General features: G+C 64.2%; 18 protein-coding genes and 2 pseudogenes. 5 read left to right on the top strand and 15 right to left on the bottom strand.

Annotation, left to right across the window (positions count from 1 at the left end):
• Window position 1 precedes the first annotated feature (1 nt).
• From ASG39_RS05930 to ASG39_RS05915, 4 genes and pseudogenes are all read right to left on the bottom strand, one after another.
• Window positions 2-1,019: pseudogene (locus ASG39_RS05930) on the bottom strand (formamidase).
• 12 nt (window positions 1,020-1,031) lie between these two features.
• A complete protein-coding gene (locus ASG39_RS05925) occupies window positions 1,032-1,958 on the bottom strand; it encodes an ABC transporter permease (RefSeq protein WP_062593877.1) in 927 nt (308 codons plus the stop codon).
• Complete coding sequence (locus ASG39_RS05920; protein WP_062593875.1) at window positions 1,955-3,100, bottom strand: ABC transporter permease; 1,146 nt, start codon at window positions 3,098-3,100, stop codon at window positions 1,955-1,957. The genes ASG39_RS05925 and ASG39_RS05920 overlap by 4 nt, the downstream gene beginning before the upstream one ends.
• Before the next feature lie 58 nt (window positions 3,101-3,158).
• Window positions 3,159-4,286 (bottom strand): BMP family ABC transporter substrate-binding protein, encoded by a 1,128-nt coding sequence (locus ASG39_RS05915; RefSeq protein WP_062594164.1) that lies wholly within the window; start codon window positions 4,284-4,286, stop codon window positions 3,159-3,161.
• A 324-nt stretch (window positions 4,287-4,610) separates the two neighbouring features.
• On the opposite strand from ASG39_RS05915, the gene ASG39_RS05910 reads away from it, so the two are divergent.
• Window positions 4,611-5,285, top strand: coding sequence for a GntR family transcriptional regulator (locus ASG39_RS05910; protein ID WP_062593873.1), 675 nt, complete (start codon window positions 4,611-4,613; stop codon window positions 5,283-5,285).
• A 75-nt stretch (window positions 5,286-5,360) separates the two neighbouring features.
• Here ASG39_RS05910 and ASG39_RS24430 read toward each other — a convergent pair.
• Window positions 5,361-5,475, bottom strand: a pseudogene (locus ASG39_RS24430) (IS5/IS1182 family transposase); the annotation flags it as partial.
• Window positions 5,476-5,522: 47 nt separating this feature from the next.
• Complete coding sequence (locus ASG39_RS05905) at window positions 5,523-6,755, bottom strand: extracellular solute-binding protein (RefSeq protein WP_062593871.1); 1,233 nt, start codon at window positions 6,753-6,755, stop codon at window positions 5,523-5,525.
• Between the two features lie 145 nt (window positions 6,756-6,900).
• Here ASG39_RS05905 and ASG39_RS05900 point away from each other — a divergent pair, with 145 nt between their 5' ends.
• From ASG39_RS05900 to ASG39_RS05885, 4 genes are all read left to right on the top strand, one after another.
• Entirely contained in the window at window positions 6,901-7,158 is a 258-nt protein-coding gene (locus tag ASG39_RS05900; RefSeq protein ID WP_082476981.1) for a tautomerase family protein, read from the top strand.
• Window positions 7,159-7,189: 31 nt separating this feature from the next.
• Window positions 7,190-7,393, top strand: a complete 204-nt coding sequence (locus ASG39_RS05895) for a tautomerase family protein (RefSeq protein ID WP_062593869.1) — start codon at window positions 7,190-7,192, stop codon at window positions 7,391-7,393.
• A gap of 524 nt (window positions 7,394-7,917) precedes the next feature.
• Complete coding sequence (locus tag ASG39_RS05890) at window positions 7,918-8,292, top strand: VOC family protein (RefSeq protein WP_062593867.1); 375 nt, start codon at window positions 7,918-7,920, stop codon at window positions 8,290-8,292.
• A gap of 142 nt (window positions 8,293-8,434) precedes the next feature.
• On the top strand, window positions 8,435-9,469 hold the full coding sequence (locus tag ASG39_RS05885) for a hypothetical protein (RefSeq protein ID WP_156468039.1): 1,035 nt from the start codon (window positions 8,435-8,437) through the stop codon (window positions 9,467-9,469).
• Between the two features lie 29 nt (window positions 9,470-9,498).
• Here ASG39_RS05885 and ASG39_RS05880 read toward each other — a convergent pair whose 3' ends face one another.
• The 9 genes from ASG39_RS05880 to ASG39_RS05840 form a co-directional block, all read right to left on the bottom strand.
• Window positions 9,499-9,999 (bottom strand): hypothetical protein, encoded by a 501-nt coding sequence (locus ASG39_RS05880; protein ID WP_156468038.1) that lies wholly within the window; start codon window positions 9,997-9,999, stop codon window positions 9,499-9,501.
• A 297-nt stretch (window positions 10,000-10,296) separates the two neighbouring features.
• Window positions 10,297-11,049, bottom strand: a complete 753-nt coding sequence (locus ASG39_RS05875) for an NAD(P)H-binding protein (protein ID WP_062593861.1) — start codon at window positions 11,047-11,049, stop codon at window positions 10,297-10,299.
• The gene (locus tag ASG39_RS05870; protein ID WP_062593859.1) at window positions 11,046-11,573 is read right to left on the bottom strand and encodes an Rrf2 family transcriptional regulator; all 528 of its coding nucleotides are present in this window, start codon (window positions 11,571-11,573) and stop codon (window positions 11,046-11,048) included. Before ASG39_RS05870 ends, ASG39_RS05875 begins: the two co-directional genes overlap by 4 nt.
• A 215-nt stretch (window positions 11,574-11,788) precedes the next feature.
• Window positions 11,789-13,423 carry an ABC transporter ATP-binding protein gene (locus tag ASG39_RS05865; RefSeq protein WP_062594163.1) on the bottom strand — a complete coding sequence of 545 codons (1,635 nt, stop codon included), beginning with the start codon at window positions 13,421-13,423 and terminating at the stop codon, window positions 11,789-11,791.
• Between the two features lie 20 nt (window positions 13,424-13,443).
• Complete coding sequence (locus ASG39_RS05860) at window positions 13,444-14,358, bottom strand: ABC transporter permease (RefSeq protein WP_062593857.1); 915 nt, start codon at window positions 14,356-14,358, stop codon at window positions 13,444-13,446.
• Between the two features lie 12 nt (window positions 14,359-14,370).
• On the bottom strand, window positions 14,371-15,285 hold the full coding sequence (locus ASG39_RS05855) for an ABC transporter permease (protein ID WP_062593855.1): 915 nt from the start codon (window positions 15,283-15,285) through the stop codon (window positions 14,371-14,373).
• Window positions 15,286-15,374: 89 nt separating this feature from the next.
• On the bottom strand, window positions 15,375-16,883 hold the full coding sequence (locus tag ASG39_RS05850; RefSeq protein ID WP_062593853.1) for an ABC transporter substrate-binding protein: 1,509 nt from the start codon (window positions 16,881-16,883) through the stop codon (window positions 15,375-15,377).
• Between the two features lie 137 nt (window positions 16,884-17,020).
• On the bottom strand, window positions 17,021-17,926 hold the full coding sequence (gene kdgD, locus ASG39_RS05845; RefSeq protein WP_062593851.1) for a 5-dehydro-4-deoxyglucarate dehydratase: 906 nt from the start codon (window positions 17,924-17,926) through the stop codon (window positions 17,021-17,023).
• A 53-nt stretch (window positions 17,927-17,979) separates the two neighbouring features.
• On the bottom strand, window positions 17,980-18,723 hold the full coding sequence (locus ASG39_RS05840) for a FadR/GntR family transcriptional regulator (RefSeq protein ID WP_062593849.1): 744 nt from the start codon (window positions 18,721-18,723) through the stop codon (window positions 17,980-17,982).
• Between the last annotated feature and the right edge of the window lie 244 nt (window positions 18,724-18,967).

Below are 18,967 nucleotides of genomic sequence, written 5' to 3'. Positions count from 1 at the left end.
CCTATTCCGCAGCCAGTTTGGCGCTCTCGCCGTATTTCCGGGTGGGTTTTTCAAAGCCGCAGGGGGTGCCGTCGGTGACCTTCACGTCGTCCTCCCAGGGCAGCCGATAAGTGCCGGCGACGAGGTCGTGCATGTAGCTGTAGGGCGCATCGCCCGCACCGCCGGCGACCGCGACATAGCCGCGATGGCCGATCTGGTAGATGTTGTTTTCCACCCCCCCAGCCGAGCCGCGCCTCGCGCACCAGATCCGGCCGGACCTCCGCCGTGATGATCTCGTTGACCCGCCCCGATGTGCCATGCGCGATGATCGTACCCTCGAAATCGCAGATCATGCCTTCGCCCATGCTGTCGAACGTGCCGTCCGAGCCGCACATGCAGACGCTGGCGGTGACCATGAGGTTGCAGAAGGCATTCGACTGGTTGGTGAAGCGCCAGGACTCGCGGATCGGCGCGGTATAGCCAGCCGTGCGGATCATGATCTCGGCGCCCTTGTAGGCGCATTCGCGCGCCATCTCCGGAAACATGCCGTCATGGCAGATGATGAGCGCGAGCTTGGCACCCTTCGGCCCGTCGATGACGGGAATGCCGAGATCGCCCGGCTCCCAGGGCTCGACGGGTACCCACGGGTGCATCTTGCGGTAATAGAGCTTCAGTTCGCCCTGATCGTCGATCACGATGCCGGAATTATACGGCATACCACCTGGATTCCGCTCCATGATCGAGAAGCATCCCCAGATCGCGTTCTCCCTGCAGGCCGTCTTGAAGGCCGCGACCTCGGGTCCGTCGAGATCGCACATGATCTCGGGGTTGATGTCCATGGAGAGGCCGTGCAGGGCATATTCCGGGAAGACCACGAGATCCATGCCGGGCTGGTTACGCCGGGCCTTGGCCACGAGATCGACGACCAGCTGCGTCTGGCGGGCTAAGTCCGCCTTCGTCACGGTCAAGGGCAGTTGCAGCTGCACGAGACCGATGCCGACGCCGTGTTGCGATATGTTGAGACCACCCAGACCGTTCATGCGCAAATTCCTCTATTTCGTCAGGGAGAGCTCGCCCGGTGCGCCGGACAGTGCGCGATGGGGCGAAGATGTGGCAATGAGGATGGCAAGCGTCAGAACGTAGGGCGCCGCATAGAAGAGATAGTAGCCTTGCGTCACGCCGACCGATTGAAGCGCCGGCCCGAGCGCGCCGGTGCCGCCGAAGAGGAGAGCCGCGAGAAAACAGTTGATCGGGTTCCAGCGGGCGAAGATGACGAGCGCGACCGCCATAAGGCCTTGGCCGGACGAGATGCCTTCGTTCCAGGAGCCGGGATAATAGAGCGAGAGATAGGCCCCGCCGACGGCGGCCAGTGCGCCGCCGAGCCCTGTGGCGAGAAGACGAACGCGGTCCGGATCGATTCCCATCGCGCGGGCGGCATCGGTGGAGTCGCCGACGACGCGCAGGAGGAGGCCCGGGCGCGTGTTGCGGAATGCCCAGGTGAGAAAGAGCGCCAGCAGGAAGCCGATGAAGAACAGCACGTTGATGTTCAGCGCCGCCTGCACCTGCGGGTAGGATGACCAGTCGCCGAGCGGAATGGACGGCAGCTTCGGCGCCGACGGCTGGATGAAGGGCTTGCCGAGGAAGAAGGCGAAGCCGAGCCCGAACTGCATCATGGCGATGCCGATGGCGATGTCGTTGACCCGGGGAAAGCGGCAGATGAAGCCGTGGATGAGCCCGAAGACCGAGCCCGCAGCCATGGCCGCGAGCACGCCGAGCCACGGCGATCCCGTCAGCACCGCCACGGCATAGGCCGTCATCGCGCCAAAGACGAGCGTACCTTCGAGCCCGAGATTGATGCGGCCCGAACGCTCGGTGATGGCCTCGCCGAGCGAGACGAAGATGAAGGGCGTGGAGACCCGGATGGCGCCCGCGATGATGGCGAGGGGCACGCCCCAGAGGCCGATATCCGTCTCGCTCATGTCCGGTTTCCTTTCCGGATGTCCGGCCAGAGATCGGGATTGAAGACCTTGAAGCGGCCGTAGAAGGTCTCGCAGAAGAGGATGACGATGAAGAGCGTGCCTTGCAGCGCGACCACCGTGGCATCGGGTAGCCCCATTCGCCGCTGGATCAGGCCGCCGGACGCCTCCAGTCCGCCGAGCAGGACGGCGATGGGAATGATGGCCAGCGGATTGTGCCGGGCGAGGAAGGCGACGAGGATGCCCGTATAGCCATAGCCGGCGGCGAGCGACGCATTGGCGCTGCCCTGCACGGCGGCGACCTCCAGCATGCCGGCGAGGCCTGCGAAACTGCCGGCGATGGCCGTGAAGCCGACGATGAGCCGGCCGACCGGCAGGCCCTGGATCTGCGCGGCCCGCACATTGCCGCCCGCCATGCGTGCGGCAAAGCCGAAGCGCGTTGCCTCGATCAGGACATAGGAGAGGACGCAGGCGACCACCGCGATGATCAGGCCCCAATGAACGTCCATGCCCGGAATGGCGCCGATCCTGTAGTCTGCCGGCAGGGGAAAGGTGGACGGCTTGTTGAGGCTGGCGGGATCGCGCAGCGGCCCTTCCACCAGCTGGTTCATCAGCGCGATGGCGATATAGGAGAGCAGCAGCGACGAGATCGTCTCGTTGACGCCGCGATAATGGCGCAGGAACCCCACCGCGCCGATCCAGATGCCGCCGCCGAGCATCGCGGCGAGCGCCATGCCGACGAGCGCCGGATAAGGCGGGAGGATGCCGGTGAGCGGCGTGGCGATCGCCGCGGCCGCGACGCCGCCGAGCACCAGCGCCCCCTCGCCGCCGATGATGACGAGGCCGAGCCGCGCCGGCAAAGCCACGCAGAGCGCGGTGAGAAGCAGGGGGGCTGCCCGCGAAAGGCTGTTCTGGAGCGAGAACCAGCTGCCGAAGCCGCCGGCATATATGATCTGGAACAGCGCGACCGGCGACTTGCCGATCGCGAGGATGAAGACCGAGAACAGAGCCAGACCGGTAAGGATGGCGGCAAGGCCAATGACCACGGGCTCTGCCCGCCGCGCCAGCCATTCGAGAGCCGGGCGGAAGGACGAGACCCCGCCGGGTTCCAGCGACAGGGCCGAGTTATTGGCTTCGACTGTCATGACGCGTCTCCGTTGACGGGATGATCAGGCTTTACGGGGGTTCCGGCGTCAGACGATGTCAGGAGGTCGAACCGACGACGCCCTCGACCAGATAGGCCATGCTTTCCAGATCGATCGCGTCCTCGGCATAAGCCTTGTCGGCGGGGATCACGGCATTGCCCTTGTTGTCCTTCAAAGGGCCCTTGAACACCGAGAGCTTGCCGGTCATCGCCTCGGCATGGGCCGCCTCGAAGGCCTTGCGACCCTCCTCCGGCACGCCGGGGCCGAGCGGGCTCATCTTGACGAAGCCGTCCTTCAGGCCGCCGCGTACGAAATTGCCGAGCTTTTCGCCGGCCTGCGCCGTCTTGATGAAATCGGCGTAGACATTGCCCCAGGCCCATTCTGCGCCGGTCAGGTATTTTTCGGGCGCAAGCGGGCTCTGGTTGGCGTGGTAGCCGCAGACGAAGGCGCCGCGGCCGGCGGCGGTCTCGACCACCACCTTCGGGCTGTCGACATGGCAGGTGATGACGTCGACGCCCTGATCGACCAGTGCATTGGTCGCCTCGGCCTCCTTGATGGCGAGCGACCATTCGCCGGTGAAGATGACCTGGCAGGTGATGGCGGGATCGACCGAGCGGGCGCCGAGCAGGAAGGCATTGACGTTCTGCAGCACCTGCGGGATCGGCTTGGCCCCCACGAAGCCGATCTTCTTGCTTTTGGAGGCGTGGCCGGCGGCGATGCCGTTCAGATACTGGCCCTGATGGATAAAGCCGAAATAGGATCCGGTATTGGCGGGGTGCTTGCTCTCCTGCCACAGGCCGCCGCAATGGCGGAACTGGGTGTCGGGATATTTTGCCGCCATCGCCAGCATGTGGGGATCGAAATATCCGAAGGAGGTCGGGAAGATGAGCGAAGCGCCGTCGAGGTTGATCATCGATTCCATCGTCTTCTGGACATCGACGGTCTCGGGCACGTTTTCCTCCTCCACGACCGTGATGCCCGGCATGGCCTTGATGACAGCGGCACCTTCGGCATGCGCTTGGTTGTAGCCGTAGTCGTCCTTTGGCCCGACATAGATGAAGCCGACGGTGAGCGCTTCCTGCGCGAAAGCGGTTGACCCGGTGAGGCCCGGCACGGCGACCGTCGCAAGGCCCGCGGCGGAGGCCTGGAGAAACTGTCGGCGGTTCATGGAAAAGCGGTTGATCATCATCATGTTCCCCGTGCGGCGGTGGGCCGGTGGCTGTTGGACATGAAAGTGCATGCAATGACCGTGCCACTTCTTAACGCATTGGAAAGACTGAGCGCCGTGATGCGCCCGAGACCGGCATGATAAAAGTGCATGCAGTTTGCGATCAAAATGCCTATTTTTCCATCGCCACGTCGTTTACGCTCTGGCGGATGCAAAAACCTGCAGGCGCTGTCGAGGGACCGTCGATTAAAGTACATCTTTTCAGTATCTTAAACAGATTATTGACATGCTCCGAGATGCCCGTCATCTGTATGCAGTGATGAGATTGACCTCGAGACGAACGTGACGCAAGCAAAACGGAAGACCGTCACCCGCACTGGAACGACCGTCGAGCAGATGGTGCGCGCGATCGCCGACATGATCGTGACCGGTATCATGGTGCCCGGGGAGCGGCTCGACGAGCTGTCGCTGGCGGCCCGCTTCGAGGTGTCCCGGACGCCGGTGCGCGAGGCCCTGCGCGAACTCGGCGCCATGGGTCTGGTCGGCCGGGAGCCGAACCGCAGCGCGATTGTCAAGACCGTCGAGGAAGCCCATCTTCACGCGATGTTCGAGGCGATGGCCGAACTCGAAGGCATCTGCGCCCGGCTTTCCGCAACGCGGATGGACGCAGACGAACGCCATGCGCTCGAACAGGAGCACCGGGCGTCGATGCAGCTCGTCACCGCCGGTGTCCCTGAGGACTATGCCGCCTACAACACGGAATTCCACAACCGGCTCTATCGCGGCGCCCATAACGATCACCTTCTGGAACTGGCGACGCAGACGCGCGCAAGGCTCGCCCCGTTCCGCCATGCTCAGTTCCGCCTGTCAGGCCGGCTTTCGAAATCCTACGAGGAGCATGGTCGGATCGTCACCGCCATCCTGCGCGCCGACGCCACCGCTGCCGGAAAGGCCGCCTATGATCACGTCTCGATCGTCAGCGATGCGAGCACCGTTTTCGCCGTCGCGCGCGTCTGAGGTTCGGTGTCGGCACCCGAGACGAAGGCCGACGAAATCGCCATCGCCGATGAAGTGGCGGCGTCGGTCGGCACTCTGGCAGGACGCTTGGATGCCGGGCTGTCGAACCGGATTTGAGCGCGGCGGAATGACGAGCCTTGCGCTTGGGGCTCTGACGCAGAACAGCATGGTCGGTGGGAGTTCCATCATAGGGCGGCGCACACTGCATGCGGCGGTATCAACGAAAAGGCCCGATCCTCAATCGATCGTCCTCAGACAACGATCAATGGCTCGCGCGGCATCGTCCAAGGCCGTTCTGTGCGATTTCGCCCCGGAAAGCGCGTTGTGCACCTCCTCGCCGAGAATGCGTTCGATGGCCGTGTATTGTGGAATGTTTGGACGCTGCCACGTGTGGAGGAGGTTCTTCTTGGCAAGCTGATCGACGAACCGCACGATCGGTGAGCTGGCGGCGGCCTCGGGATCGGCGCTGACGGAAAATCGGGGCGCGATGGGGAAGCCGTTCTTCACATGCGCCTTCATCGCCTCGCGCGACGCCATCCAGGCGATCGCGTCGGCGGCCAGTTCGACCCTTTCGTCCGGAAGGTTGGTCGGGATGCAGAACAGGAACCCGCCGATCGGCGAGGCGCGCGTGCCGCCGGGGCCGGAGGGCTGCGGCAGATATTCCACGCGCCGCTTGACCACGGACTGGACGTCGTATTCGAACCGGGCCGTGCGCATGGTCCAGAAATAGCCAAGGCTCGCCTTGCCCTTCATGAAGACGTCGAGGGCGCGGTCCCAGGCCATGTCCAGAATGTTCGGCGGCGAAACCTCGATCAGGCGGCGCATGAATTCGAGAGCTGCAAGGCCGGCCTCCGACGAAATGGTACAGTGCAGTTTCTCGAGATCGACCCCCTCGAGCGTGAAGCCGGCCCGCGTCTTGCGGAGCGATATGGCCGGCTGGCCGCACGCGCCGAGGAAGAACATGAAGCTGGAAGCGATCGGCATGCCGCGCGCGCCGTCCCAGACGGCGCCATACATGCCGTGGGCGGGCGCGTGGAAATGCCGGCCGGCGGCGATCACGTCATCGAACGTGCGCGGGAAGTCGAGACCGGCCTCGGAAAACAGGTCTCTGCGGGCGGCGAGGATTTCCACGGTGCAATATCCCGGAACGCCGTAATCCATGCCGTCCCACTTGGCCGTGGACCAGATGGACGGGTGGAAGTCGAGAGGGTTGATGCCCGTCTTCTGGATCAATGCATCGATCGGCCGGATGACGTCCTTCTCGACGCACTCGCCGAGCCAGGGAATGTTGATGGCGATGACGTCGTAGTCCGAGACCGTATTCTTCCGGTTTTCGAGCACGCGGCGATAGAGATCCGGCAGGGCGAGGAGATCGAAGTTCTTGCGCGAGGCCAGATTGTTGCGAAAATCGGCCCACATATTGCGCATGCCGATGCCGCCCGCGCGTGGGCCGCCAACGATCCGTTCCACACATTGGGCGTCTACGAAACCGTTGAGATCCACGCGTGGAAGTACGTCTTCGGCACGGGGATCGAGGCGAAGCCCTGAACCGCATCAGAACCACGTCTCGTCAAGCGGCCGGAAGGGCCCCTCATCGAACTGAAAGGAGATCATCATGCCCATCATTACGTGCGACATCCGGAACGGTCGAACGAAGGAACAGAAGAGCCAGCTCGCGAAGGGTTTGAGTCAGGTGCTGATCGATGTTGCCGGCGTTTCGATCGATAACATCTTCGTCGTCACCCGGGAAATGCCCGGCTTCAACTTCCTTGACGCAGGCGAACACGTCCCCGACTACGTTCCCGGGCCGAATGGCGAGGATGTCGCCGGAGCAGAGCAGCTGCGCCAGCGCGCCGCAGCGAAACAGCAGTAAAGCCAGACACTTCAACAAAGGATTGTGAAACATGCCCTTCATTCAATGTGACATCGAGCAGGGTCTGACCGACGATCAGAAAACCGAAATCGTCAGCCGCATGATCGACGTGACGAACAAGGCGATCGGCTCATCCCGCGAGCACATCAACGTCGTTCTGCGGGAACACCCCGCCGTCAACATCGGCGAAACCGGCCGTGCCAACCTGGCTTTGATCAGCAGCCAACAGCGTTAGATCACGTTCCCGGCCTTCGGTGAGCCTGGCTCACCGTCGCGCCACCGAGAGCCGGAAATAACCCTGAACCAGCGACGACAACGGTGTTCGAAAGCTATTTCGATGACCGTTAAAGCCGTTTCTGTTGCGGTTTTTCAATGCCGAGGATCTGTCTACCAACTGTCATCGTTCCCCTCGATGTCGTCCTATTTTCCAGACTGATGCAGTATCTTCTAATAGACACGTGCCGTTCGGACCCAACGGTCTCAATGTGATGATGGCGTCGCTGACGTTGCAGCGATCATCTGCCAACCCGAATCCGCCGAGGACAACGAAGGATATCTACGCGAGTCTCGCGTGGCCGAGGACGGTATAGCCGGGGCGTTGCAAGCCGGACGGGTTGGCCTTTCCATCTTTCAGCAGTGACGCACCATCCGAAGGCGGGGCAAAATGGCCGAGGGGTTGAAACGGCGGCGTAGATGGGCTTCTGATACGGTCATTCGGGTTCGACATCGGCCCAGACTGATCGTCACGGGAGAGAGAACATGTTCACGCATATCATGATCGGGAGCAACGACCTCGAGAGGGCGCGAGGCTTTTACGACGCCACCTTCGCTGCTTTGGGCGGACCCCGCGGCGAGGTGGATGCACGGGGAAGGCTGATCTATTTTCACGAAGGCGGCCGGCTGATGATTACCAAGCCGATCGACGGCAAGCCGGCGACGGCCGCGAATGGCGGAACGATCGGCATCGCCGCACCGACATCCGCCCATGTCCAGGCCTGGCACGCGGCCGGGACCGCGCATGGCGGCACGGCGATCGAGAGCCCGCCGGCCGAACGGTCGAATGGTTCCTTCGTCGCCTATCTCCGGGATCCGGATGGAAACAAACTGAGCGCGCGGACTGCGGCGAACCGTTGAGACCCACAGATTTGAGAGGGGAGGGCACCCGCGGAGGGCCAACCCCTCAAGCGCGTTTCACCCGCCGATGATGCTGCGTCTGGGGGCTGAGGCTTGATGCCTGTTGCCCGCGGCCGTCTCTCGATCAAGGTCTGGCTTCCGAATGTCCTTCCTGACAAGACTGTTTCGACGGAGCCGGGCGATATTCCCGGTCGCCCCCTGGCCGGACGGTCCGCCGCCACGCGCGCTTTCGATGCTGGCGGATGGCACCAACCCGATCCACCGCCTGCTGGATGACTGGCGGTTGCCTCGGCACGAGACGCGCGCGCAGTTGACCGCCCGTCTCGGCCCATCGCCGGGTGGCCTCTCTCATCGCGATATGCTGGCCCTGCCGGAGGCGATCCGCCTTGCCGGGGCGTTTGAGCCCTGGACAGCCGATGGCTCCGACCGCATCCCGCCGCAGTTTCCGATCGGCCGTTTCTCGAGTGTCGTCTGGTTCGAGGACGACGCGCATGCGAATCTCAGGCGCATCGCCGGCGATCTCGCAACGAAACTGGGCCCCGCGCCGACCGGGCAGCACTGGAATACGCTGGTCGCCGCCTGGCGCGCGGGCACTGCTCGGATCTCGCTGATCGCCTGGCCGCCCGAGCTGCAGCCGTCGGATCTGGCGATCGACGCGGAAAACCGCGATCCGCGTTTGCGGACGGCCTGCCATGTCCATGTCGAGACCGGCTATTGCCTTCCCCTGAGCAGCCAGGAAAGGGACTGGGTCGCAGGCTTCCGGCCGATCCGGATGGCAGGTTCCGTGGGAACGGAGCGCATGGCGAAAGCCGGGACGACGGCGGCTTACGAGACCGAACTCGAATATGTCCGCGATCCCTCCGGGCTGGTGGCCGACCGGCAGGGCACAATGGGCCTGTCGGCAGACGGGCAAGCGCTGATCGTGGTGTCGAACCAGCTCTACGTCATCCCGCGCGCCTCGATCCTTCGCTTGGATATCACCCGCCTGACGCGCGCCAAGGGGGCTGGCGGCTCCTCGCTTAGGGCCATCTGCCGCACACAGGCGCCGGGAACGGATGGTCTTTCCATTCAGGTCGCCCAGTCCTGCGATCCCGACGGGATGACGGCGCTGGCCGAGGATCTCGGCGCCGGATTGGGATGCCCCGTGTCCATCGGGCCCTATCATCCGGACTGTTGAGCGTCATTCGGCGGCGGCCGTTTCGCGGCTCACCGCAGATCGTATACCGCCGTCCCCAGGAGGTGGATCGTTCGCACCGTGTCCGGGTCCTCGGTCGGCTGGCTGAGCGTCAGCGCCAGACGCTCGCTCCGGCGATGCCGGAAGACGACGGAATGGCTCGACCCCTCATCCTTCTCGCCGATCCGCGCCCAGGACGCGCCGAAGGCCTCGGTCGCCAGGACGGCATCCGTCGCAGAGACGAAGTCGCCGAAGCCAACGCCGACGATGTGGCACATCGGGATCTCGGTGGACACGGTCAGCGCAAAACCGGCGCGATCGCTGACGTCGATCCGGAAGGAGCGGTTGCCTTTGCGCAGGCGCGGTGGCGGTTTCAAATCGTCGGGAATGGAGGCCACTTCGGAGACCCGATCGCCAAGCCGCATCGCCGCCAAGAACGGCGCCGGCCCGTCCGCCCAGCTTTTCGGATCGAGGATCCAAGTCTCGCAACCCCGAAGCACGCCGGCAAGGCCGGCCTCGATCGCCCCTCGCATCGATCCGTCCTGCGCACGGACAGGCTGCGCCATCAAGACGATCGCCAAGCCCAGGTGCAAGCCATATCTCATGTTTCCACCGTCTCCGGAGCGTCCCAGTCATTCCCGAGATATAGCGCACATCCTCGCGCCGTCACGAACAGGCAATGAGGAAAGGCCTGTCATCCCGCCGCCCCGTGACGGGGCGACAGGGGCCTTGGGACCACCTGCGCCAGCCAGGCTTGGCTCCGTCATGAGCCGGTGCCGTTATGCGCGAGGTGGGACACGCCACAGAAATAGAGAGGATGGTTGGGACCTTCAGGTCCGCAGCCAGTCCGCAAGCGTCACTCTGCCCTTGGTGAACGCCCCGCCGGGGACCAGCGAACCTGTGACGACCGGGGCGCCGAAATAGTCGATGGCGGTATCCGCGCGGGTCGGCCGGGGGTCGCCCCTGGCGTCGAGATAGGTCCTGGCGAAGGACTGGAACGTGCCACGTTCGGGTCCTGCGAGGTCAATCGTGCCGTTCTTCGGCGCGCCGAGCGCAACCTCGACAAGAGCTGAAGCGACGTCGGCCGCTGCGATCGGCTGGAAGTCGATGTCCGGAACCGTGACGGTGCCGTCTGCGGAATAGGCGTCGATCAGGGTCTCGATGAACTCGTGAAACTGCGTCGCGCGCACGATGCTATAGGCCTGGCCCGACGCCGCGACGGCCTCTTCCTGCGCCAGCTTGCCGGCCATATACGGGTTGGCGGCAAGGCCGTCGGCGTTGACGATCGACAGAATCACGTGATGGCGCACCCCCGCGGCCCTTCCGGCCGTCGTCAGGTTGCGGCTCGATGTCGCGAAGAAATCGGTGATGACCGCCGTGTCGAACGACATCATGTTCGACACGTCGATCACGGCATCCGCGCCTGTCAGCGCCTCCACGAGTCCCTCTCCCGTATAGGCGTTGACGCCGTTTCGGGAGCTCGCAATGACGGCCTCGTGGCCGCCGTCTTGCAGACGCTTCACTGCTTTCGAGCCGATCAGGCCCGTGCCGCCGATGACGACGACCTTCTTGGACATGCTCATTTTGCTGTCTCCTGTGACGAGGCGCGATTGCCCGTCTTGCGTTCGTGGCGTTCGAGGAAGGCGCATCCACGCGCGGCGATCCCGCCGTCGTCGGCAGCGCCGAGGTCGGTCACGAGGTCCGCGACGGACACTTTGGCAAGTTCCGCGCGATAGGCCTTCTCGGCCTTCAGCATCGCGGTGTTGATCTGGCAGGGCCTGGTGAAGTAACGCCCCGGCAGAGGGTTGGTCCCGCGCTGCCGGATCTCGGCGCAGCGGAAGGCGGGCGCCGGTCCTTCGACCGCGAGAACGATATCGAGCAGGCTGATCTCCCCGGGCGCCTTCGCAAGGCGGTAGCCGCCCTTCGGCCCCGGCGTCGTCGCCACGATCCCCGCACCGGAAAGCGCCTGCAAATGTTTCAAGAGATAGCTGGTGGACACGCCGTGAAGTTCGGCAAGCGCCGCTGCCGACAGCACGCCGTCGTCCGACAACCCCGCCAGGAATGCCGTGCAGTGAATGGCCTGCTCGACGCCTTCGCTCAGTTTCATGGTACATCTCCTAATCGTGGATATAAAATATCCATGATTAGGATTGCGGTCAATCGTCGATCTGTGAACGGTGCGTTCGCCAGGATCGGGGCCTGTCGCCGCACCGCTCCCATCCGGGAAGGTGGGAACGGCCCCGGGTTGGGGGACGGGGCGGCGTCGGGCCGGCAGGCGCGTCGAGCGATCTGCAGGCTGTTCCGGCGGCTTCGGTCAACCGCCTACGAGGTCGCCATCTGCCACTTTGGCAGGGGGACGGCGTTCAGCAACGTCCGCGTATAGTCGTGGACGGGGGCCGCAAAGAGCGCGGTGGTTTCGTTCTCCTCGACGATTCGGCCCTCTTTCATGACGAGGATGCGATCGGCGAAATGGCGCACAATCGGCAGGTCGTGCGTGATGAAGATGTAGGACAGGCCGAGCCGGTTGCGCAGGTCCGCCAGAAGATCGATGACCTGCGCCTGGATCGACACATCGAGCGCCGACACCGCCTCGTCGCAGATGATCAGTTCCGGCTCGCTCGCCAGCGCGCGGGCGATGGCGATCCGCTGGCGCTGTCCGCCGGAAAACTGGTGGATGTAGCGGCCTTCATGCTCGGCCTTCAGGCCGACGAGGTCCAGAAGCTCCACGACGCGGTCTCTCCAGCGTGCGCGTGGCAGGATGTCGCCGTGGATCTGCCACGGTTCCGAGATGATCGAGCGGACGCTCATGCGCGGGTTCATCGAGCCGTACGGGTCCTGAAACACCATCTGCACCCGGCGACGAAAGGCCATCAGGTCCTTTCCCGTAAGATCGAAGATGTTCTGCCCGGCAAAGATCGCCTTGCCCGATGTCGGCTCGTTCAGGCGCATCAGCATGCGCGCGACGCTCGACTTGCCGGAACCGCTCTCGCCGACGATGCCCAGCGTTTCGCCTTTGCAGAGATGAAAGCCGACATCTTCTACCGCCTTGAACACCGATTTTCCGGCAAATGCGCCGGAGGACAGGACGTAATCCTTGCCGAGTCCCTCGACCTTGAGCAGCACCGCATCGGCCCGTTCTCTGGAGCGCTTGTGGCCGGCATCGGCGGCTTCGCCATGCGGCAGCGCGGCGATCAGTTTCCGGGTATAGGCGTGTTGCGGCGTCTCGAACACGTCTCTGGCCGGTCCGGCTTCCACCACCTTGCCGCCATTCATGACGATGATCCGGTCCGCCATGGACGCGGCCACCTCGAGATCGTGGGTGATCATGATCAGCGCCATGCCGGTTTCGCGCTGCAGATCGCGCAGCAGGTCCAGGATCTGCGCCTGAACGCTGACATCGAGCGCCGTGGTCGGCTCGTCGGCAATCAGGATGTCGGGTTTGAGCGCGATGGCGATGGCGATCATGATGCGCTGGCGCTGGCCGCCGGAGAACTGGTGGGGATAAAGATCGATCCGCTGCTCGGGCTCGGGAATGCCGACGCGGCGCATGAGGTCGAGGATCCGGGCGCGCAGGTCGCCGTCGCCTTCGCCATGGCTGCGATAGACCTCCTCGATCTGCCGGCCGACCGTGTAGACCGGGTTCAGCGAGGCGAGGGGGTCCTGGAAAATCATCGCGATGCGCCGGCCGTTAAGCGCCCGCCGCTTGTCCTCGTCGAGTCGCGCAAGCTCCTGGCCGTCGAACAGGCAGCGGCCGGAGACGATGTGGCCGGGCGGGCAATCGACCAGCCCCATCAGCGTGCTGGTGCTGACACTCTTGCCCGAGCCGCTCTCGCCGAGAATGACCAGCGTCTCGCCGCGCGCGACATGGAACGAGACGTCGTCGACCGCGCGGACGGGATCGCCATCGGAGAGAAAGTCGACCGTCAGTCCCTCGACCCGAAGGAGGGGTGCGGGCATTTCCGCGTCTTCGATCCTGCTCATCGGGCAGCCTTTCTCAGAGCCTGCAACCGCCAGCGCTGCTGCGGGTCGGCGACGGTGCGCGCCCAGTTGGAGAGAATGTTGAGCGACAAGGTCGTCAGCATAATCGCAAGGCCCGGCCAGAAGGCGATCCACCACGCCGTCTGCAGATAGCCACGCCCGTTCGCCACCATCGCACCCCAGGTGAAATCGGGCGGCTGGATGCCGAGGCCGAGGAAGCTCAGTGCGGATTCGGCAAGGATCACGGTCGCGAAATCGATGGCCGAGATCGTGACCAGCGTCGGCAGAACGAGCGGCGCGATATGGCGGAAGACGATGCGCATCGGCGAGGCGCCCATCGAGCGGGCCGCGCTGACGAACATCCGCTCGCGAAGCTCCAGCACCTCGGCGCGGGCGGTTCGCAGGTAGATCGGCAGGCGCGTGATCGCCAGCACGATGACGAGGTTCGTCATACTGGGCCCGAGCGTATAGAGAACGATCAGGGCGAGGAGCAGCGACGGAAAGCTCATGATCACATCGGCGAAACGCTGGATGACGTGGCTGTACCAGCGCTCGGAATAGCCGGCGACCAGCCCGAGCGCGCCACCGACCAGCATGGAACTGAACACGGCGGCGGCAGCGATGAAGATCGTGTTCTGCGCGCCGACGATCAGCCGCGCCAGGATGGGGCGCCCGAGCGTGTCTGCCCCGAGCACGTAGAGAAACCCGCCATTGAAGGTGAAAGGCGCCAGGTTCCGCTGCCGCAGCCCGAGCCGTGCGGCGGCGTCGCCGACGAGCAGGGGGCCGAACAGGACCAGGAGCAGGAGCAGCACCAGAAAGAGGGCGGACGCGAAGGCCATCTTGTCGCGCCAGAGATAGGAAAGGAGCGGCATGCGCGGAGAGATCGCCGCGACGGGAGCCGAAAGAAGCGTCATCGGGCGAGCCTTCTAGTAGCGGATGCGGGGATCGAGGAATGCGTAGAGGAGATCGATCGCGATGTTGAGAAGGAAGATCGCGACGGCCGTGACGAGGATGGTCGACTGGACGACCGCGAAATCGCGCTGGATGATCGAGTCGATCATCAGCTTGCCGATGCCCGGCCAGCCGAAGATGGATTCGACCACGACCGCGCCGTTGACCAGCCCTGTCGCGAGGTCGCCCGCAACCGTGACGATCGGCAGCAGCGAATTGCGCAGCGCATGGCCGAAGATGATCTCACGGCGCGGCATGCCCTTGGCCCGGGCCGTCTTGATATAGGCGGCGGACAGGGCCGACAGCATCGTGCCGCGAACCACCTGCACCAAAAGACCGAACGGACGCAGCGTCAGGACGAAGATCGGGAGCACCCAATGCGCCGCACTGCCCGTGCCGGAGGTCGGCAGCCATCCGAACCCGACCGCAAAGAGGAGGATGCCGACGATGGCGATCCAGAAATCGGGTGCGCTGGCGCCGGCAAGCGAGACGAGGCTGGCGATGCGGTCGAACAGGCTGCCCGGACGGGCCGCGGCGAGCGATCCGACGACGATGGCAAGCGACGTCGCCAGCGCGATGGCGAGAAAGGCAAGCTTCAGCGTTTCGGGAAACGCCTCCAGCGCGACCTCCATGGCCGAGCGGTTCTGCCGAAGCGACTGGCCGAAATCGAGTTGCGCCAGATTGCCGAGATAGGTGAAGAACTGGACGATCGCCGGCTGATCGAGCCCGTTCAGCCGTGCGAACTGGGCGCGGGCATCGGCGCTCGCGTCCAGGGGCAGGTAGAGCGCGGAGGGGTCGCCGGTCAGGCGTGTCAGGAAGAAGACGAGCGTGACCAGGCCGATGATCGAGATCAGGCTGTACGACGCACGACGTCCGAGATAGCGGAGCATGGCAGGCCCTCGTTTGAGACCGTATCAGCCGGCAAAGGGCCGGCATGGCGGACAGACGCGCGGCAAGGCACCGCGCGTCTTTTCCGTTCTCAGGACTTGATGCCTATATTGGCCAGCGGGATTTCGCTGTTGGTGGTGATATCCGGCTTCCAGTTGAGGCGCTTGCCGACGCGCGTGTAGCCGATCATGTGGAACATCGGGATATCGGACACGACATCGGTGCGGACCTTGGCAAAGAGGGCCTTGAACTTCGCCGTGCGGTCGTCGCCGGTTGCCGCCAGCGCCTCGTCCACCTGCTTGTCGAGCGCCGGATCGTTTACGGTCGCATAATTGCCGGTCGAGCGATAGAAGATCGGAATGGTGAACGCCGCGTCGCCCTTGTTGTTGTCGTGCATCATCTGCAGCATGTTGGCACCCCGGTTCTCCGGGTAAGGCTTCTGCAGGTAGCGCAGCCAGTCGGCGACATCGAGCATGGTCAGCTTTACGTTCAGCCCGGCGTCCTGCCACATGGCGACCATGGCCTCCATGGCTTCCGAGCCGTTGGGATAGATGCCGTTGCGGCCGATGAGGGTGATCTCGGTTTCGACCGGGACGCCCGCAGCCTTGGCCTCTTCCACCAGCTTCTTGGCCTCGGCGGCATCATAGGTCCAGGGCGAGAGGGCATCGTCATGGCCGTTGATGCCGGGCACCACCATCTGCGACGCGCGCTTGATGTCGTCTCCGAACAATTGGGCGAGCCCCTCCCAGTCGATGGCGAGGTTCAGGGCCTTGCGGATGCGCAGGTCGTCAAGCGGCGGCTGCGCCGCATCGATGCGGATCGCCGTCGTCTCGGAGTTGAGATAGGAGAAGTCCGTTTCCGGATTGGAGGCATCCTGGATCGCGATCGACGGGGTCAGGTCGGCCTCGCCGGTTTCGATCATGGCGGCCCGGATCGAGGATTCCGCGCGCCAGACATAGGTCGCCGCCGTCACGTTCGGTTTGTCGCCCCAGTATTTGTCGAAACTGACAAGTTCGACGGTCTGCGTGTTGAAGGTCTTCAGGCGAAACGGCCCCGTGCCGACCGGATCGTTGACCGCCTTGTCGGCCGGCGTCTTCGGCGACACCACCATGACCACGCTGAGCAAGGTGGGCAGGATCGGCTCCGGGCGGTCGGACTTGATCTCCACCGTCAGGTCGTCAACGGCGCTCACCGTCAGCTTGGCATCGCCGAACTTCGCCATGTTGTTGCAGTTCAGCTTGCCGCCCGTCATGCGCTCGATCGAAAAGGCGACCGCCGCCGCGTTGAAGGGCTCGCCATCCTGGAAGGTCACGCCCTCCCTGAGCTTCAGCCGCCATGTCTGCGGATCGACCTGGCTCCATTCGGTCGCAAGCTTCGGGCGCGGCTGTCCGGTCGCCGCATCGATGACCGTGAGCGGTTCCACCACGTTCTGGGCGAGAATCTGCCCGACATTGGTGATGATGGTGCCGCAGGGCTCGAGGTTTGCCGGCTGCTCCGGCAGGACGATGCGGATCGCCGTGGCGTCCTGCGCCATGGCATAGGATGCCGACGCCGCGGCCAGCAGGCCTCCTGCGATAAGACGTAATGTGATGCCAGTCATGTTGCTCCTCCCGATTGAACACGATGTCGTCTGAAATTGTTCGGACCGCTGCGCGCGATGGTCAGGGCGCTGTCGTCCGATCCGTGATCCGATGGATGCGGCCACCGCCTCTCCCTGCGCGGCGGCGGCAAGCGTCGTCAGGCGCCGGCAGCCTCGATGAGGCTTGCCAGCATCTGCTTTTCGTCAGGGGTCAGGTCCGTCAGGGGCGGACGAACCGGCCCCGGCGTCTGGCCGATCAGGTCGACGCCGGCCTTGATGATGGAAACGGCGTAGCCGGCTTCCCGGTCGCGCAGGGTGGCGAACGGGAAGAAGAAGCGGTTGAGGATATCCTCCATCGTCGCCCGGTCGCCCGCCCGCATCGCCTTGTAGAAGCGCTGCGCCAGCGCCGGCACGAAATTGAATACGGCGGAGGAGTAGGTCGTGACGCCGACGCCGTTGAACCCTTCGGCAAACAGCTCATGCGTCGGCATGCCGCCGATATAGCAGAGCCTGTCCCCCAGCTTGGCGGTGACGTGACGGACCAGATCGACCCGTCCGGTGCCGTCCCTGAAGCCGATCAGGTTCGGGCAGGCCTCCGCAAGCCGCGCGACAGTGTCGGCGGTCGCAACCGAATTGGCTCTATTGTAGAGAATGACCCCGAGCGGCGTGGACTGGCAGACCGATTTGACGTGCCGGTAAATCCCCTCCTGCGACGCTTCCATCAGATAATGCGGCAGCAGTAGCAGCCCATCCGCGCCGGCCCGCTCCGCCTGGCGCGCGGTGTCTATGGCAAGTGCGGTGCCGTAGCCGCAGCCGGTGATGATCGGCACGCTGCCGGAGGCCTCTTTCGCCGCCTTCGTGACCAGGCCGACTTCTTCGGGCGACAGCGAAAAGAACTCGCCCGTGCCGCCGGCTGCAAAGAGCGCCGCCGCATCGAAGCCGGAAAGCCACGCCACATGCCGGCTGTAACTCTCTAGATGAAGGCTCAGGTCCGCGTTGAAATGGGTGACCGGAAACGACAGCAGACCCGATGCGATGGCGGATTTGATTTCCTCAGGCGACAACAGAACCTCCCAGTCGTTGAAGGCTCAAGTCGTATTATGACTTTTGAGATGAGTCAATCCGTGGTCGGCGGCTTATATTTTGGTTGCGACACCAGGGAGCGGTATCGCGCCATGCCGGTCAGGAGATGCAGGCGCATGGCTTCGCGGGCGGTTTCAGGCTCCTGCGCGGAGATGGCATCGGCAATGGCGCGGTGCTCGTCCAGGATCGGATGATCGCGGCTCGGCAGGGGATCGACGCCGCCCATGACGCTTTTGAACTTCACGCGCGGGATCATCCGGCGGCCGATATGCTCGAGGAAGGTGCGGAAGCGGGCATTGTTGGTGGCGGTGGCCACCGCCATGTGGAACTGGAAATCCACCTCGTCCGTCGGCTTTCCCATGTCCATCAGATCCCCGAAGCGCTGGACCTGCGCCTGGATTTCCGCCTCCTGCGCCGGCGATCGACGCGACGCGGCAAGGCCTGCGGCCTCGACTTCGACGCCGATGCGAAGCTCCAGTTCTTCGATGATGTCGGAGATCCGATCCGTTTCCCGGCTGAAGAGATCCTGCAGCGGATCGCCCTGTCGCGACGCGATGACGAAGACACCGGCCCCCTGGCGCGACTCGACCATGCCATCGGCCCGCAGCGCCGCGATCGCCTCGCGAATGACGGTGCGGCTGAAGCCGAAGCGGCTGACTAGAGCCGGTTCCGTCGGAAGCTTGTCGCCGACCGTATAGACGCCCTCCCTGATCTGGGCCCGGATGATGTCGACGACGTCACTCGAATAGCGTCGCCCCCTTTGTGGTGCTGCGCTCATGGGAGAGGCCTTGCGATTTCGGATGACTGTCTAAAATTCGTATGATGACGATGGTGCATAGCGCGCGTGCCGGTCCACTTCCTCGTTGTGAGGGTGAAGATCTGCTCGTCCCGAAACCAAGTCAATGCATCCGGTGCGATGCCGATCGAGATCCGGTCGCCGGCGGCCGCAGAACGCAACCAGGGACGCCATCGTCATTCGCCATCGTCGTTCGCCTACGCCGGACAAAGGCAAAACCTGGAGG

It is taken from the genome of Rhizobium sp. Leaf371 (assembly GCF_001424045.1).
Lineage (GTDB): Bacteria > Pseudomonadota > Alphaproteobacteria > Rhizobiales > Rhizobiaceae > Ferranicluibacter.
The sequence above is the reverse complement of the archived record's forward strand: the minus strand, read 5'-3'. Positions and strand labels throughout refer to the sequence as shown.